At 34.1% G+C, this 16,837-nt stretch carries 10 protein-coding genes; 6 read left to right on the top strand and 4 right to left on the bottom strand.

The annotated features are described in order from the left end of the window. Window positions 1-85: 85 nt before the first annotated feature. Window positions 86-2,338 carry a gliding motility-associated C-terminal domain-containing protein gene (locus IPK88_17595; protein MBK8245245.1) on the bottom strand — a complete coding sequence of 751 codons (2,253 nt, stop codon included), beginning with the start codon at window positions 2,336-2,338 and terminating at the stop codon, window positions 86-88. A 102-nt stretch (window positions 2,339-2,440) separates the two neighbouring features. On the opposite strand from IPK88_17595, the gene IPK88_17590 reads away from it, so the two are divergent. Next, a complete protein-coding gene (locus IPK88_17590; GenBank protein ID MBK8245244.1) occupies window positions 2,441-3,010 on the top strand; it encodes an L-threonylcarbamoyladenylate synthase in 570 nt (189 codons plus the stop codon). 457 nt (window positions 3,011-3,467) lie between these two features. On the opposite strand, the gene IPK88_17585 is transcribed toward IPK88_17590, so the two are convergent. From IPK88_17585 to IPK88_17575, 3 genes are all read right to left on the bottom strand, one after another. Further along, entirely contained in the window at window positions 3,468-5,021 is a 1,554-nt protein-coding gene (locus IPK88_17585) for a PDZ domain-containing protein (protein ID MBK8245243.1), read from the bottom strand. Beyond that, entirely contained in the window at window positions 5,021-6,490 is a 1,470-nt protein-coding gene (locus IPK88_17580; protein ID MBK8245242.1) for a glyceraldehyde-3-phosphate dehydrogenase, read from the bottom strand. The genes IPK88_17585 and IPK88_17580 overlap by 1 nt, the downstream gene beginning before the upstream one ends. A 93-nt stretch (window positions 6,491-6,583) precedes the next feature. Beyond that, a complete protein-coding gene (locus tag IPK88_17575) occupies window positions 6,584-7,453 on the bottom strand; it encodes a sigma-70 family RNA polymerase sigma factor (GenBank protein MBK8245241.1) in 870 nt (289 codons plus the stop codon). A 223-nt stretch (window positions 7,454-7,676) separates the two neighbouring features. Here IPK88_17575 and IPK88_17570 point away from each other — a divergent pair, with 223 nt between their 5' ends. From IPK88_17570 to IPK88_17550, 5 genes are all read left to right on the top strand, one after another. Next, a complete protein-coding gene (locus tag IPK88_17570) occupies window positions 7,677-8,051 on the top strand; it encodes an activator of HSP90 ATPase 1 family protein (GenBank protein MBK8245240.1) in 375 nt (124 codons plus the stop codon). A 69-nt stretch (window positions 8,052-8,120) separates the two neighbouring features. Continuing rightward, window positions 8,121-10,769, top strand: coding sequence for an AAA family ATPase (locus IPK88_17565; GenBank protein MBK8245239.1), 2,649 nt, complete (start codon window positions 8,121-8,123; stop codon window positions 10,767-10,769). A 284-nt stretch (window positions 10,770-11,053) separates the two neighbouring features. Continuing rightward, window positions 11,054-14,335, top strand: coding sequence for a SusC/RagA family TonB-linked outer membrane protein (locus IPK88_17560; protein ID MBK8245238.1), 3,282 nt, complete (start codon window positions 11,054-11,056; stop codon window positions 14,333-14,335). Between the two features lie 30 nt (window positions 14,336-14,365). Next, a complete protein-coding gene (locus IPK88_17555; protein MBK8245237.1) occupies window positions 14,366-15,808 on the top strand; it encodes a SusD/RagB family nutrient-binding outer membrane lipoprotein in 1,443 nt (480 codons plus the stop codon). A gap of 15 nt (window positions 15,809-15,823) precedes the next feature. Beyond that, window positions 15,824-16,642: a hypothetical protein gene (locus IPK88_17550; GenBank protein ID MBK8245236.1), complete on the top strand. Its 819-nt coding sequence runs from the start codon at window positions 15,824-15,826 to the stop codon at window positions 16,640-16,642. Window positions 16,643-16,837 lie beyond the last annotated feature (195 nt).

The raw sequence follows: 16,837 nt of genomic DNA, 5'->3' as shown, positions 1-16,837 counted from the left end.
GTAATAATTTAGGTCTTTTAAAAAGAGTGGCAAAGGTAATTATTATTCCTTAAAATAATAAAAAAATATTAAATATTATTCGATTTTATCGAACTACAGTTACAAATCCTTTCAAATTTACAAGTTTGTCTCTTGGGGTAGAAAATGAAATTTTGTATACATAGACTCCATTTTGGACAATTGAACCAGTATTGTTGATTCTTGAATTCCAGGCTTCATTTGGATCATTGGATTTAAATAATAGGGCACCCCAACGATCCCAAATGCTCATTTCAAAGTTTTTCATACCTTCTACATAGCCCACACCATAAAAGAGTTCATTTGAACCGTCTCCATTTGGCGTAAAAGCATTGGGAACAAAATAAGTAACTTTAGGCTCTACATCAATAAATTGGATAAGTGTATCCTGACAGCCACTTGCATGGACTACAATTTGCTTAACTTCATGAATACCGGTATCTCTGAAAGTATATTTAGGATTTCTTTGGATTAAAATATCCCGATTATCGATAATATACTTTAATGATTGAGCATCAATAGACTGATCAGTAATCAGGATTTCCTTATGAAATGAACTTGGATCTTGTGGTTTGAAGATAAAATCGGCAATTGGTGATGGTTTAACTTGAATCCAATTGGGATAGTTGATTTCTGTAAAACAACCAATTGGAGATCTGACTTTTAGATTAACAGAATATATTCCCGGTAGGTCAAAAGTATGTGTTGGAGATATTTTTCCACTGGTCTGTCCATCACCAAAATCCCAAATAATATCATAAGTAGAATCAATGGGATAGGAAAGATTTTCAAATTGTACTTCCATTGGATTGCATCCAATAAAATCACTGGGATCAATAACCAATAGTTGTGGAACAGGATAGTAATTGATATCTTTTGTGATGGTATCCATGCAACCATTAATATCTTTGATTTGCAGAAATACGGGTTTTATTCCTGGTGTTCGGAAGTCAAATGAAGGATCTTTAATGATTGATGTCCCTTTTGGTTCAAATAGCCAATTCCAGTTAGTGAGTTTATTGGAGCCTGAAAAAGAAAGATCTTTAAATTGAACGGGGCCAGCTATACATGTGTCATATTGAAATGAAAAATCGGCTTTGATTTCAGGAAAGACATTGACTCTAACATTGGCGGTATCATTGCATCCTTGCGCCCCACGATTAAGAAATAATGTACCTAAATAACTGCCTATCCCTGGAAAATTAACACTCGGATTTTTAATATTGTAGGACTGAATTTGACCATTAATATTGAATTCCCAATCATAGGTATTTATAAATTTTTCATCAGAGCTTTGATTGATAAAGTCAATGGTATTATTTCCACATGAATTCAGGATATACTCCTTATTATTGATAATTGAATCAGATGCGATTTTTGCATTAACTAAATCAATACAAGTCGTGACATTGAATTGGAAATCACGTCTGGATTCAGATAATAACTGTCCATTCCGGTATTCTTTCATGCAGACACCCACTACGAACTGGCCAATAATATTAGGTGTTCCCGTGATTAACCCCGTCAGGGTATTAATGGTAACCGGAGGATTTCCCCCTAGAGGCTCAAAAACGGTGTAAAAGGGAGCTCTAAACTGCACTGTAGAAAACGGTGGTAAACATTTTGAAGGGTCTGGAGTTACTCCATTACAATCTGTTGCATTACCTATTCCATTGGAACCATTCATTCCTCCTGCAGTATAAGGATTGCAAAATTCATAAGTTATCAAATCACCTTCAGGATCTGTAGCAGAATGGTCAAAAACAAGCGGGGAGTTTACACAAATTACGATTGGTGGAAATTTTTTAAAAAGTGGACTATTATTACAAACTTGTTGGGCTAATGGCGTAATTTCAATAGTATAAGCAGCTCCTTGATCTCCTGGATTCAGAATATTTGAAATCGTTTCATTTCTACAACATCTTTGATAGGCAATAACGTATGTAGAAGTAACGATAGGCAAATCAATGGTAAATTTATAAATACCTTCTTCTACACATACATTAGGTGGAATAATGATACAAGGATTATCAGAGACTAACTTATTTACCTTAGGTGAGGGTATTGTGAAACTTTGAAATACGGTATAGTTATTATTTGCCGATTTCAAATAAATGCCAATAAACGGATTTTCATCGAATTTAGCCCCATTTCCATTACAGTCCCGATAAACTTTAATGGTAACAGTATAGTTTGCTCGATTTGTTGTTTTGTTTATACCATTACATACATAGGAAATATCACCACCAATGATGTGCTTGGCGAAAATCGAATGATTACATAGGGCAAATAGTAATAAAATATAAAATTTTAAACTCATTTAGCTATTTGAATACTAAATGAAACGCCAGATTGCGTTAATTGATTATTAAATATCAAAATATTTTAACAGAAGGCTTAAATAATCCCAAAATTCATGAATATGAACTTTGAATACAATGAAGTTACAGAAATAGCAAAGCTGCTATTGGATGATAAAGTCATATTATACCCAACAGATACAGTTTGGGGAATGGGCTGCCTGGTGAATAATGTAGCTGGTATCGATAGAATCACCCAACTTAAAAATAGGACTCCGGATAAATCTTTCATCATTCTAGTTAATTCTGTTCAAATGCTTAAGCATTACGTTGTGGGTATACATCCTAGAATTGAAACCCTGTTAAGTTATCACAGCCAGCCATTAACCATAATTTATCCTAAAGCTAAAAATTTACCTCATAATGTTATTGTTCAGGATGGAAGTATTGCCATTCGAATATGTGGAGATCCTTTTTGTAATCAATTAATTGGTCAAGTTAATCAAGCGATTATATCAACATCCGCAAATAAAACGGGTGAGCCAACACCATTAAATTTTAATCAGATATCTGAAGATGTCAAATCTTCAGTGGACTATATTGTAAAATACGGACAAAGCAATTCAGAGCTAAGAGAACCTAGTGTTATTGCTAGATATGACAAGGATGGTGAATTGATTTTTATTCGTTAAACAATTAATTAGCTTGCTGATGTTAAATGGCTCTTTAATGTTATTAGGTAGTTCATGGAAATGGTTGAGCAGGATTTATTGCGCCGTAAGCATTTTAAGTTATGAAGGTTTTTTAATTAAATTATTTACTCATAAAGAAAGGAAACCTTTGGTGCCGATAAATTATGTGAAACTTGGAATGCGAAGTCCGAAATTATTCAAACATTATTTACTTTTAGAATCAAATGTCCGTATGTAGGAATAACACCAACTATAGGAGTACTTATTATTTACATCTAATTAAACCTACTTCAATGGTGTCTTAGTTGGTATCAAACCTACCCTATAGGAGTACATACTTGTGGTATACTTGTGGTATACTTGTACCTAAGGTCATGGTAGAGTATTATTTTCATTTGTATTAGACCCCAACTTTTAAAGATTACCCGATTTAATCAATAGTGGGATTTAAGTATATTTATTTATTGTTTTTTAAAAGATTTAATGCCGTTAACATAACTTCATCTTGATTCAGCGAAGCTCTTTGTTCCATGTCTTCACCAAAAAGTAAATTCGTAATTGCAAATTTACTTTCTTCGATAATCCAATCGAAGTGATTTTGTTTGGTTATTGAGTTTTCCCAATCCTTTAACTTGGTTTTCAAAAATAAATCGATGGTCTTATCATCTATTTTTTCTACATCGTCACCTATAAGGTTTTTTAAACTCTGAATATTATTCAATGCCAATTTCAGGGCTATTTCTTTTACATCATCACTTGAATTAGGTTCAGCGACTGGGTTTGAAACCAACAAGTCAGGATAAATGGCTTGTCCATTAATTATTTTTTTTCCATTACTTATAAGAATACTATTGGTGTCACTTCGAAATGGACTCAACCAGTTTGAAATACTATCAGCGGATTGATTATATGATTTTTGAATGCACCGACCAGAAGGTAAATATATTCTTGAAGTTGCTATCCGCAAAGCTGACCCATCTGCTAAATTGAATTGTTCCAGTATGGTTCCTTTTCCAAAACTTGGCGTTCCGATAATAGTTGCTAAGTTTAAATCTTGCAGTGATCCGGCAACTATTTCAGCTGCTGATGCCGTTTTTTCGTTGATTAATACTATAATTTTATTTAATTTGAAAAAAGGTTTGCCTAAAGATTTATATTCTTTGGATACTACTTGTCGTCCAGATGTCCTGAATAACATCACATCTTTTTCTTGAACCAATTGATTCAAAATATCAGCAGCTATATGTACCAATCCGCCTTGATTATCTCTGAGATCTAAAATTAAATTTGTGCACTTGTGTTCAAATACATAATTCTCCAGCACTTCCATAAATTCTCGATAAGTGCGATCTCCGAAAAGTTTAATTTTTATATAAATCGTTTTATCATAAGGACTAAAAACTGTACCAATGGTGCTTGTTTCTATATTGTCACGTATAACTTTTGATTTGGTTACTTCAGCATTAAGTTGTTTTTTCCAAACCAAATCAATGGTGTCGTTGCTTGCTTTGATGAACGTATTGATGGAATCTGACTTTGAATTTTGGAAATTAATGACATGATTATTTATACTTAAAATTTCGTCACCTAATTCAATCGATGTTTTCGAAATGGGTCCTTGTGAAATTATTTTTGAAACTATAAGCTTATCATGTATCAATTGATATTCCATTCCAATGCCTTGATAACCTCCATCCATTTCATCCATATATTCTTGCAGATGATTTGCAGAAATATATTCTGAATAGGGATCTAACGCATAGGCCAATTGACTAATTAAATATTCGCTAAGGGCTTCATTTTTTAAGCTATCTACATATTTTGTTTGGATATAGGATAATGCATCTTGAGTTTTCTGATGGACAAAATAACTAGGATCAATAACTTTATTATATACATTATTATTTGATTCTGCAAGTTTTAATTTATATCCTCCAAACATGCCGATAGCGGCACATAATCCGAGCAGAAATGGTTGCCATTTTTTATAATCCAAATGTTCGTTATTCATTAATAATAAGTAAATCTTCTGACCTGAGCAACATATTTAGCTAACCGGACTACCTGACATGTATAACCAAATTCATTATCGTACCAAGCATAAATAGTTGCTGTTTTTCCATCGTTTGAAAGTATCGTACTTGGAGCATCAATAACTGAGGCAACTGTTGATCCTACTGCATTGCTGGAAACATATTCGTTTGAAGTAGAGTATTGTAATTGTTCAACTAAATTGCCATGAAGGGTGGCTTTTCTTAGTTCACCTAAGATGTCTTCTAAAGTGGTTGGATTAGCAAAACTAAGATTTAAAATAGCAAGAGAAACATTTGGAACGGGAACTCTAACAGCATTTCCGGTTAATTTTCCTTTTAGATGAGGTAACACCTTTGCTACTGCACTCGCTGCGCCTGTACTTGTTATAACCATATTGATTGGTGCTCCCCGGCCACGTCTTGGTTTTTTATGAAAATTGTCCAGGAGATTCTGATCGCTTGTATAGGCATGAACGGTTTCCAAATGTCCTTTTTCGATTAAAAATCTTTGATCAAGTACTTGGATGATTGGAACAATAGCATTAGTCGTACAAGAAGCAGCACAAAAAACATTTTCTTGTTCTAAATTTATTATATCATGATTGACGCCTACTACAATATTTGGAATATCCTTTCCGGGTGCTGTAAGTATAACTTGTGATATTCCAGGACGTAAGTGTGCACTAAGTTTTTCTTTAGTGTCCCACATTCCGGTATTATCAATGAGTAGTGCATTTGCAATACCAAATGATTCATAATTGATATCACTTGGATCATTTGCAAAAATCATTTGAATTCTATTTCCATTGATTTCAACTTGAGAATGTTCTACATCTACATCAATAGTTCCAGGAAAATCGCCATGTATGGAATCTGTTTCCAGAAGAGCCATCCTTTTAAATATTTCTTCTGACCTGTCTTTCATACTAGGTCGAATGACTATGGCTCTTAATCTTAATTGTTCGCCACTACCTGTACTTGATATCAGGCGACGGGCTACCAATCGTCCAATTCTTCCAAAACCATAAAGTACAACATCCCTGTGACTATCGCGTTTGATGTTGGAATTAAATCCTTTTTTTAGTTTATCACGAAGAAAAGAATCAATGGAATCAAATTCTTTATTGCTTGTTTCCCATTCTGAAGCTAATTTGCCGACATCAATTCTTGACGGCTCCAGCTCTTTTAATTCGACTATAGCTTCAACAATCTGAAGTGTCAGTTCAATAGATAGGGGCTTGTCTATATAATGTTTTGAAAATAAATGTTTGTTGATGATATCACTTGGCCTTTCATCATATAAGTCGTGTCTAAAAAACACGATTTCTATAGATCGATCGAATCTTAATTCGCCAACTAATTTACTTAATTTAAGAGCTGTTTTTTCCTTTTCTCTCCAATTACGTAAAGCTGCTTCTATTTGTTCAAATTGATTGTTTGTGCTCATGCTTTAAATTTTGTGCAAAGTTGACAAAAAAGAAGGCATCATACAACAGATTTGTATTTTTTATATATAAAAAAATTGGCACAAAGTCAGATTCTAGAAACCCAGGTATTGCTTTAATAGTTTACTTCGGGTAGTTGATCGTAGTTTATTGATGGCTTTATCTTTAATTTGTCGAACTCTTTCACGGGTTAAGCCAAATTTATCACCAATATCTTCAAGTGATTCTGGATGTTCAACACCAATTCCAAAATAAAGCTTTATTACATCAGCTTGACGGTCGGTAAGTGTTCCTAAAGCACGTTCTATCTCTCTTCGCAAAGAGTCCTTATATTCCAATATGGAATCAGTGGCTGGTGTACTACTGTTTTCTAATACATCTAACAATGAATTATCCTCACCTTCAACGAATGGGGCATCCATTGACACGTGTCTAGCAGCTACACCTAGAGTAGTTTCTACTTCTTCAGTTGGTATTTCAAGTAAAGTTGCCAATTCTTCAGCAGAAGGTTCACGTTCATATTCTTGTTCGAGTTCTGAGAATGCCCTATTAATTTTATTTAATGAACCTACTTTATTTAAAGGTAGCCTTACTATCCTGGATTGTTCAGCTAAGGCTTGTAATATGGATTGGCGGATCCACCACACTGCATAGGAAATAAACTTGAATCCTCTGGTTTCATCAAACCTTTGGGCTGCCTTAATAAGACCTAAATTACCTTCGTTGATAAGATCAGATAAAGATAAACCTTGGTTTTGGTATTGTTTGGCAACTGAAACCACAAATCTTAAGTTAGCTTTAGTTAATTTTTCCAAGGAAATTTGATCGCCTTGTTTAATTTTTTTTGCTAACTCAACTTCCTCTTCAGGAGTTAACAAATCTACTTTGCCGATTTCTTGCAAATATTTCTCAAGGGATTGGCTCTCTCGATTTGTGATGGATTTGGTTATTTTTAACTGCCGCATGTCTACTTTTAATTGTAAATAATTGAAATTCAGTACTTTGACTATAAAATAAAGTAATTATCAGCATAAGGAAATCGAATTCCATGCCAAAGATTTATATTTTAGCCCAACTGATTAATGAAAACTTTATAAATAAAGTTCATAAAAGTGAAAAAAAATATAGAAACAATTTAATATTGCCCAAATTATCAATGATTTAATTAAATAACTATAAAAATCCAGAATGCCTAGAGTACAGTTTCAGACAGAATTTATGTTCAAGGCATCGCCTTCGATCATTTACCTTTTCATTACTCAGCCTACCGGATTGGTTCGTTGGTTTTGCGATAAGGTAGACAATGTAGGTGATCATTATACCTTTAGTTGGGAAGGTGACTCCGAAGAGGCTACATTAATTGTAGATATTGAAGATGAACTTATTAAATTTCAATGGGAAGAAAGACCAGAAGAATTTCTTCAATTTAGAATTTATAAGACCGATATTACGAATGAGACTATCCTTGAGGTGACTGATTTTGCTGATGATGATGAAGTTCAGGGTCAAATTGATGTTTGGGAAGCCTATATCAAGAAATTCAAGGCATATTGTGGTGGTTAGTAATTTTGATGTTAAAAACACCATTTTGGAAACTTTAGACCGTGTCATTTATGTTATCCTTGATTCAACATGGAAGAAAAACCTAAGGAAGACGAATTAAAAATTGTCGAACCAAAAAAATATAAGTTTAAAGAGTTGAAGGTTTATGCTTCAACAGAGTGGTTGGCTGACAATAAAAAAAAATACCGACAAGTTTTTGATCGGTTCAGTACAACTTATATATATACTGAATTATCGTTTTACAATAAGTGGTTTGATTTAGACTTTTGGGAGGCTGACATAGAATTGAAATGCTTTAGTCTAATTAAGGCTAAAAAGGAAGTTTGTAGTCTTAACTTTAAAAGAAAGATTTCCAAATACGATCAATTGGTCTTTATTAGAGAAGGTTGGGGGAACAAGAAAGAAGGCTCCTTTTGGAAAAAAGGCGCCTATTTTTGGGAAGCCTGGATGGATGGAGAAAAATTAGGTACGAAGTATTTTTATGTAGAAGATCCTGGTGTTGGGTTGGATTTTGAAGAAAATCCTTATGTGGAATTACAAAGTTTAAAGTTATATGAAGGTCCTTTTGATGATGTACCTGAATCTGAAAGAAAATATCTAAATGGATTCAATGGTGAAGAAACCCGATATATATATGCAGAATTAGTTTTAAATAATAAATGCAAGCAATCCAATTGGCAGTGTGAAGTATTTATCAAATTTCATAATGAAGCTCGGGAACTAAAAGGTCAATTGGTCAGACTAGTTCCAGTTAAAAAGGATGATACCACGATTCAAATTACAGCTGGATGGGGGTCCAACGTAAAGGGGTCATGGTGGGACGGACTTTATACCGTGGAGATTGTATTTATGGAAGAGTTATTAGGCATGATGTCCTTTGATGTGTCTGATGAATTTGAAGAAGGAGTCTCGAGTATCACCTTACCGCATCTTTCAGATCCTGTAGTTCTGCCAAGTCTTTACGAAAACAAGCAGACTTTTGAAGAAGTTCTTGTTCATCTGGATGCTTTAATTGGCCTTGATGAAGTAAAGAAAAAAGTGCAGGAACACGCACAATACATTCAATTTTTGAAATTAAGAAAAGATAGGGGAATTGTAGAAAAAGATCAAATCATTTTGCATTCTGTTTTTTTTGGTAATCCGGGTACCGGCAAAACAACAGTGGCTAAAATGATGGGCTTATTGTATAAAAAAATGGGTGTTTTGTCTAAAGGACATGTATATGAAGCAGATCGTGCAGAATTAGTAGGAGAATATATAGGCCAGACAGCACCCAAGGTTAAAGATGCAATCGAAAAGGCGAGAGGTGGGGTATTATTTATTGACGAAGCCTATGCCTTGGCAAGAACAAATGATGATAGCAAAGATTTTGGTAGAGAGGTCATTGAGATCTTAGTAAAGGAAATGTCTAATGGCCCCGGGGATTTAGCTGTAATAATGGCTGGATATCCAAAAGAGATGAAATATTTCCTTGATTCAAATCCTGGACTTAAGAGCAGAATCAAACTTTATTATGAGTTTCCTGATTACCTTCCACAAGAATTGTATGAGATCGCTGAATTTGCAGCTAAGGATAAGGGCTTAATTTTCCATGAAGAAGCCAAACAAGCTTTGCATCATTTGATACTCAATGCCTATAGAAGCAGAGACAACACCTTCGGTAATGCCAGATTCGTGTTTGACATTGTCGATAAAGCCAAAATCAATTTGGGTATAAGGGTCATTTCTTCCGGGCATGCTGACGAACTTGGAGCCGAGGGATTGAGTGAAGTGAGTCTTGGTGATGTTCAGACTATTCAGATAGAACCAATGAAAAACAGGCCAAAGATTCCGGTGGACCAGAAATTATTGGAAGAGACCTTGTTGGAGTTAAACGAACTCATTGGTATTCCACAGGTCAAGAAAGAAATTCACGATTTAGTTCAGGTAGTTCAATATGCTCAAAGGGCAGGAAAACAAGTTTTGAATCAATATTATTTACATACCGTATTCTTAGGGAATCCCGGGACTGGAAAAAGTACTGTAGCACGTATTATAGCCCGTATTTTTAAAGCTCTGGGAATTTTAGAACGCGGCCATATGGTTGAGACAGATCGACAAGGATTGGTTGCGGGCTTTATAGGGCAATCGGCTATAAAGACTGCAGAAAAAATTGAAGAAGCTATTGGGGGTGTCCTTTTTATTGACGAAGCCTATTCATTAACCCAACAATTATCTGGGCAAGGGGATTATGGGGGAGAGGTTATACAAACTCTTTTAAAGCGTATGGAGGATCAGCGTGGTCAATTCTTTGTTTTTGTAGCCGGATACACTGAACCGATGGAGGTTTTTCTTAAATCAAATCCAGGTTTGAATAGCAGATTCGACAGAATTCTCAAATTTGAGGATTATAATGCACAGGAACTCATGGAAATTGCTATCAAAATGTTTCATGATCAACAATTTATACTTCACGATGAAGCCCGGGGCCATTTGTTGAATTACCTGGAATACATGTTTAATACTAAAGATAAGTTTTTTGGAAACGCACGTACCATTCGAACTATGGTCCAAGAAATCGTGCGTAACCAAAACATACGTTTATCCCAACTATCAGCCACAGAATGGGAAGGTGTAGACAAAAATAGTATTATTTTGGATGATCTTAAGGACTTGATACCTGAGAATGACAGAAGAAAAATGTTCGATAGGCCACGATTGGGTTTCCGCAAGAATTAAAAAATTATAATATTAACTAGGCTTTTAAGAGTGAATTTAATAAAATGTCATTATTAAGATGAGCTTATCTTATTTTGAAATACAGACAATTTCAGTATAAATTATGTTAAAAAATACGTGTAAAGGATTTAAATAAATTGATTTATACATTAAATAAAAAACTAATATAAAATAAGTTGTTATGAACTTATTAATTTTTTGTTAAGAAATTAGGAATTAAATTAGATATCCTTTTATATTTGTGAGTTATCAACCACTTTTAAAAAATTAAAACAAATTAAATTATGAAGAAAGTATTACTGATGCTTTTAGCATTTTTTTCTGTGATGTTATCTACAGAAGCCCAACGGCTTATTAAAGGTAATGTCACCGATAAATCTGGTGATCCTGTGATTGGGGCGAATGTGCTAGCCAAGGGAACAGCAGTGGGTACCATAACTGACCTTAATGGTAATTATACCTTGACCGTTCCGGAGGGTGTAAATACGATAGTTGTTAGTTATACTGGTTATACATCCCAGGATATTGTTTTAGGATCAAGCAATATGGTAGATGTTTCATTACAAGAAGGCGTTTTATTGCAAGAAACGGTTATTTCTGCCTTAGGTGTTTCTAGAAACAAGAGTGCAGTGCCTTATGCTGACCAAACGGTTAATAATGAGGAATTAAACACCGTAACTAACAAAAGTGTATTAAATGCACTGCAAGGTAAAACTGCAGGTGTAAAAATTAATCAAGGATCTGGTCAAACAGGTTCTTCAACACGTATAGTGTTACGTGGAGAAACTTCATTAACTCAAGGTAATAATGCCTTAATCGTAGTGGATGGGGTACCAATTAATAATAATTCAAGCTCCGGAGGAGGAGGAACTGGTAAATTAGGAGATCGGGATAATTATGTCGATTTTGGAAATCGAGGAAATGACTTAAATCCTGATGACGTAGCATCAGTTACGGTTCTTAAAGGTCCATCAGCTACAACATTATATGGATCAAGAGGTGCGTCAGGTGTGATTTTGATTACTACCAAAAAGGGAAGATCAAATGCTGAAAGTAAGCCGACAATTTCATTTAGCTCATCTTTAAGTTCTGAAAGTGTCTACTTAGTAATGAAACAACAAGATAAATTTGGTTCAGGATATGCGTCTTGCGGTGGATGTGGTGGAGGAATCGATATCTTCATGGGTGAAAACTTTGCTTGGGGAGCACCGTTAGATGGAAGAATATTACCTTGGACTGGTCAACCTGCTGATTCTCATGGAGATCTTATTCCATTGAATAATGGTAAGTATGAGCAATTAACAAGACCTTATAGTGCAGTTAAAAATAATCTTCGTGATTTTTTTGATATTGGAACGACTCGAAGAAACAATATTTCAGTTGGAGGTGGAAATGATAAATACAATTACTTTGTATCCTATACCAATTTTGATAATAAAGGTATAATTCCACATACTACTTTTAAAAAGCACAATATTTTATTGAATGTAGGAAGTAATTTTTCAAAGAAATTTAATACTTCGTTTTCATTCAATTATTCAAAAATTAATCAAAGAGGTGCTACCGAAGGTGGATACCCATTTGGATATGCTAGTGGAACACCTGCATATTCATTTGCATTACAAACACCGCCAAATATTCCTTTTCATGAACTAAGAGACTATAATAGTCCTTATCAAGATTTTAAAGGATTTTACGGACAATATTCTGTAAATCCTTATTATATCCTTGATAAGCAAGTGGTACGTAATAATGTCGATAATGTCGTTTCAAGTATTAATTTAAATTATATGCCTATTGAGCATTTGACATTAAGTGGCCAAGCAAGTACAAACTTTAGCATTAGTGGTGTTACTGAGAACAATCCAAAGTTTTTTTACGAGAGAACTTTGTCATGGTCTGATGGTGTTTTAAGTGATTTTAATAGTCCAAGAAACAGTACAAGTTTAGGAGGGTACAAAGAACTAACCGATCGTAGAACCGATTTAGTTTTTGACTTAAAGGCTAGATATGATGCCAAGATAAATAATGATTTTACATTTACTCCTACCATTGGATTTAATTCAATCCAAGAGCAATTTCGTCAAGTGGCGGGGCAAACAGTAGGAGGTTTGGTAATACCAGAATTCTATGATTTGTCCAATTCTGTTGAAAATCCATTAGCTAGAAATGAATCTTATTTATATAGATTATTTGGTGTTTATGCCAACGCTTCTTTAGGATTTAAAAATTTCTTATTTGCTGAATATTCTGCAAGAAATGACTGGTCTTCTACTTTACCTAAAAATAAACGTGACTTCTTTTATCAAGGTGGAGGTCTTTCTTTTGTTCCTACTAATTTGGATAACTTTGATGTTAATCCAATTTCTTTTTTAAAATTAAGAGCTAGTATTGGTACTGCAGGTAAGGATGCTCCGAGATATAGATTAAATAGCAATTATGTTTTAAACCCATTGATTTTAGATTATGGTGATGACTATCAAGTTAGATTTCCATTTAATGGCAATCCAGGAGCTTCAAAATCAACTATAATTGGAAATCCTGATTTAAAACCAGAGTTATCTGTAACTTCTGAGATTGGAATTGATTTAGGTTTGTTAAAAGACAGAATTAATATTGAATATACATACTATAACATTGATTCAAAAAATCAAATTGTGGATGTGAATATCCCATGGTCTTCAGGTTATCGTATTGCTCCAACCAATATTGGAAGAATGGAGAACAAAGGACATGAATTAGGACTTAGAATTACAGCCATCCATAATAATTTAATTGAATGGAAAGTATTTGGAACTTGGTCAAAAAACAAAAATACTGTTAAGACAATCTTAGAGAACGATTCAGATAAAGATGAATTAAACATATTCACAAGTTTGGTTCACTTTGCCGGACATGGTTCTTTAAATTTAGTTGCAGCAGAAGGACAAGCTTTTGGAACATTTAAAGGAACTGGATATGTACATGATTCATTAGGACGCATCGTTGTCGATGGAACTGGTAATCCAATTCAGAGCTCAACCTTATCTTATTTGGGTTCGTACCAACCTAATTTCCTGGCTACTTTTGGAACTGAATTCAGCATAAAAGGATTCACACTTCATGCATTATTTGACATGCGAGACGGAGGATTATTCTATTCTGGTTCAAAAGTGAGTTCTCAGTTCAATGGAACGGCAAGTACTACTTTATTAAAAGATCGTAAAGCATTTATTTTGGAAAATAGTGTAGATGCTGAAGGTAAAGAAAATAAACTTGAAACAAATGCTTATTCTTATTTTAGAGGTGCACCTGCATCATCATTTCTTGTAGATGCGTCTTATTTGAAATTCAGAGAAATGGCAATATCTTATACCTTACCTAAAAAGTCTTTGGGTCGTGTAGGTGTTTCTGATGTTACCATTAGTATCTACGGCAAGAATTTGAAATTCTGGCTACCTGCGGAAAACACATTTGCAGATCCAGAAGTTGGTGGCGTTGGTGGAGCATCTGATGCAGTAGGAATTGAAACTACTACTACTCCATCACAAAGAAGTTTTGGTGCTGAATTAAGATTAAAATTCTAAAAATATTATTACAATAAAAAATTATAAAATATGAAAATCAAAATATTATTTTATATAGTCGTTTGTATTGTCGGTACTATGGTATTTACATCATGTGATGACTATTTAGATGTTAATACAAATCCAAATCAATCATCGACTTCAGGACCTAATTTACAGCTTTCATCTGCACAATTATATATCGGTAATGCTATTGGTGATCGATTATTTTCTCAAACTAATATTTGGTGCCAATACAATACAGGAGGTCCTGGTGTTGCCTTAGGTGATTGGGATCAAAATACGATGAATTCGAGTGATGCCAACCAAGTATTTGACAACTTGTATAGAAGCTCAAGTAACTTAAGTTATCTTCAATCTGGCCACAACGGTTATAAAGCCATTGGAAAAATTTTAAATGCTTATAATGCTCAAGTTTGTGCCGATTTATTTGGTGACATTCCTTTTACAGAAGCATTAAAAGGTGATATTAACGATGGATCTATCTTTAATCCAAAATATGATAATGCAAAAGAGGTAGTTTATCCTGGTATTGAAAAATTATTAATTGATGCCATTGCATTGTTAGGTAAGGTTGGAGCTACAGATGTTGTAGAAGGTGATTTAATGTATGCAGGAGATCTTGGAAAATGGAATCGATTTGCTAATTCTTTATTGTTGAAAGTTTATACTAGAATTGGTGATAAAACTAAATTGGGAGCATTGGTGGCTAGCGGAGATTTTATGGCTACTAACGATGACAATGCGAAAATTGCATATGCTGGGAATTCAAAAGGATCCAATCCTTTTTGGTCAGATGCTAAAAGTACGGCATTAGGAAATTTTTATGTTGCATCTAAAACAACTATGGATTTCTTGCAAGGAAATTCCGATCCTAGAATCAGTTTATTTTTTAATCCTGGTGCTGCTGGTCATTTGGGATTAAAGCATGGAGATGTTCAAAATGCACCTGCGACAGCTTCATTTTCTCGACCTAACGGAGCATTAGCTGATAAAGGAGGTTTGATTTTTGGTCCAAAAATTCCGGTTATCTTGATGACAGTTTGGGAAGTCAAATTTTTATTAGCAGAAGCAGCTGCAAGAGGTTTCGCCGGGGGAGATGCTAAAGCTTTATATGAAGCAGCAATGTATGCTAATAGTGATTATTTAGGTTCTGACAGTGCTTCCATGTCCAAATATATTTCAGATAAAGGTGCTTATGATGCATCAAATGGTGTTAAATCTATAGCCATTCAAAAATGGGCATCTATGAATAACCTTCAGCCTGTTGAATCTTGGATTGAAACAAGAAGATTTGATAATGCTTTAAATCCATTTTTTACATCACCTGGCGGGTTATTTGCAGTGCCAACTGAAAATGTATTGGGTGGCAATAAATTTCCATCTATTTTATTTTATCCAGAAACTGAGCAAAGCTTAAATAAAAATTTTGTTGCTCAACATTCTTTAACTGACAAAGTATTTTGGGACTAATTAAAAATTAAAAACATGAAAAAAAATATAATATTATTATCGGTTTTATTTGTTTTGTCTTGCTGTATCATGTCGTGCAGTGATTCAGATGAAATAAATTCGGTGCCTCAAACAACGTCAATTCCATTTATAGCGGAGCAATTAATACCTTCTAGTTATGTTTATGGAATAGGTAAAACCAATATTTTTAATGATATACCTGATATTGTCGGTATAGCAGTAGATTCAGTTGTAGGTTTTGCTGGTGGACATGGTGGTAAAACTGGAATGGATACCATTAATGTTTTAAAGTCTGATATTACAGGATGGCCAGATACAGTTGCTGTAGGTGGATATGCTTTATCATTTGAGAAATTCAATAAAGCTAACTTCAAAGCAGTTATGGGTACAAATATTGTAATTGCTGGTCCAATTCCTGATCCAGGGCCAACCGATTTATCTGGTACATACGTAAGACCAGCCAATGGAGTTGTAATTACACTCGTTAAAGTATTTGATGGGGTATATGTCATTGATAACCCTGGTGGAGGTGCAGTTGATCCATTTCCATATTTGTTATATAATCATAAAGATGCTAATGGTAATGATCAATTGAGATTTCCTAACCAAAGCAACCCATGTGGTGGTGGTCTTCAACTTGTTGGTGATACAGCACCTAATGGATTAACAAGTGCTGATTATTCAGCACAATATCTTCCAAAAATCATTGCAACTTCACCAATAACTCTAAGATGGAAAGTTTTTGAATTTCCGGAAGCTTCTCCTACTTCAGCCCATACGGGTGCTGCATTATGCCAATGGGGTCTTGGTGTAAGAACTTTTGAAAAACAATAATTGTAATAATTAATTATTTAAAAAAAATGGCGAGGTAATTACTCGCCATTTTTTTTATCCTAAATTTTATATCATTTTCTGAATAGTGTATAGTTTGACAATAGCAATTAAACTTGTTGCTCGATTCAAACACATTTTGAACTTCTATTATGGATATTATGTATTCCAGCATCATTTGATTTTACGCGATATTTT

Source organism: Candidatus Defluviibacterium haderslevense (genome assembly GCA_016712225.1).
GTDB classification, from domain to species: Bacteria; Bacteroidota; Bacteroidia; order Chitinophagales; family Saprospiraceae; genus Vicinibacter; species Vicinibacter haderslevensis.
Note: the sequence above shows the minus strand (reverse complement) of the source record. Positions and strands in the feature narration are given on the sequence as shown.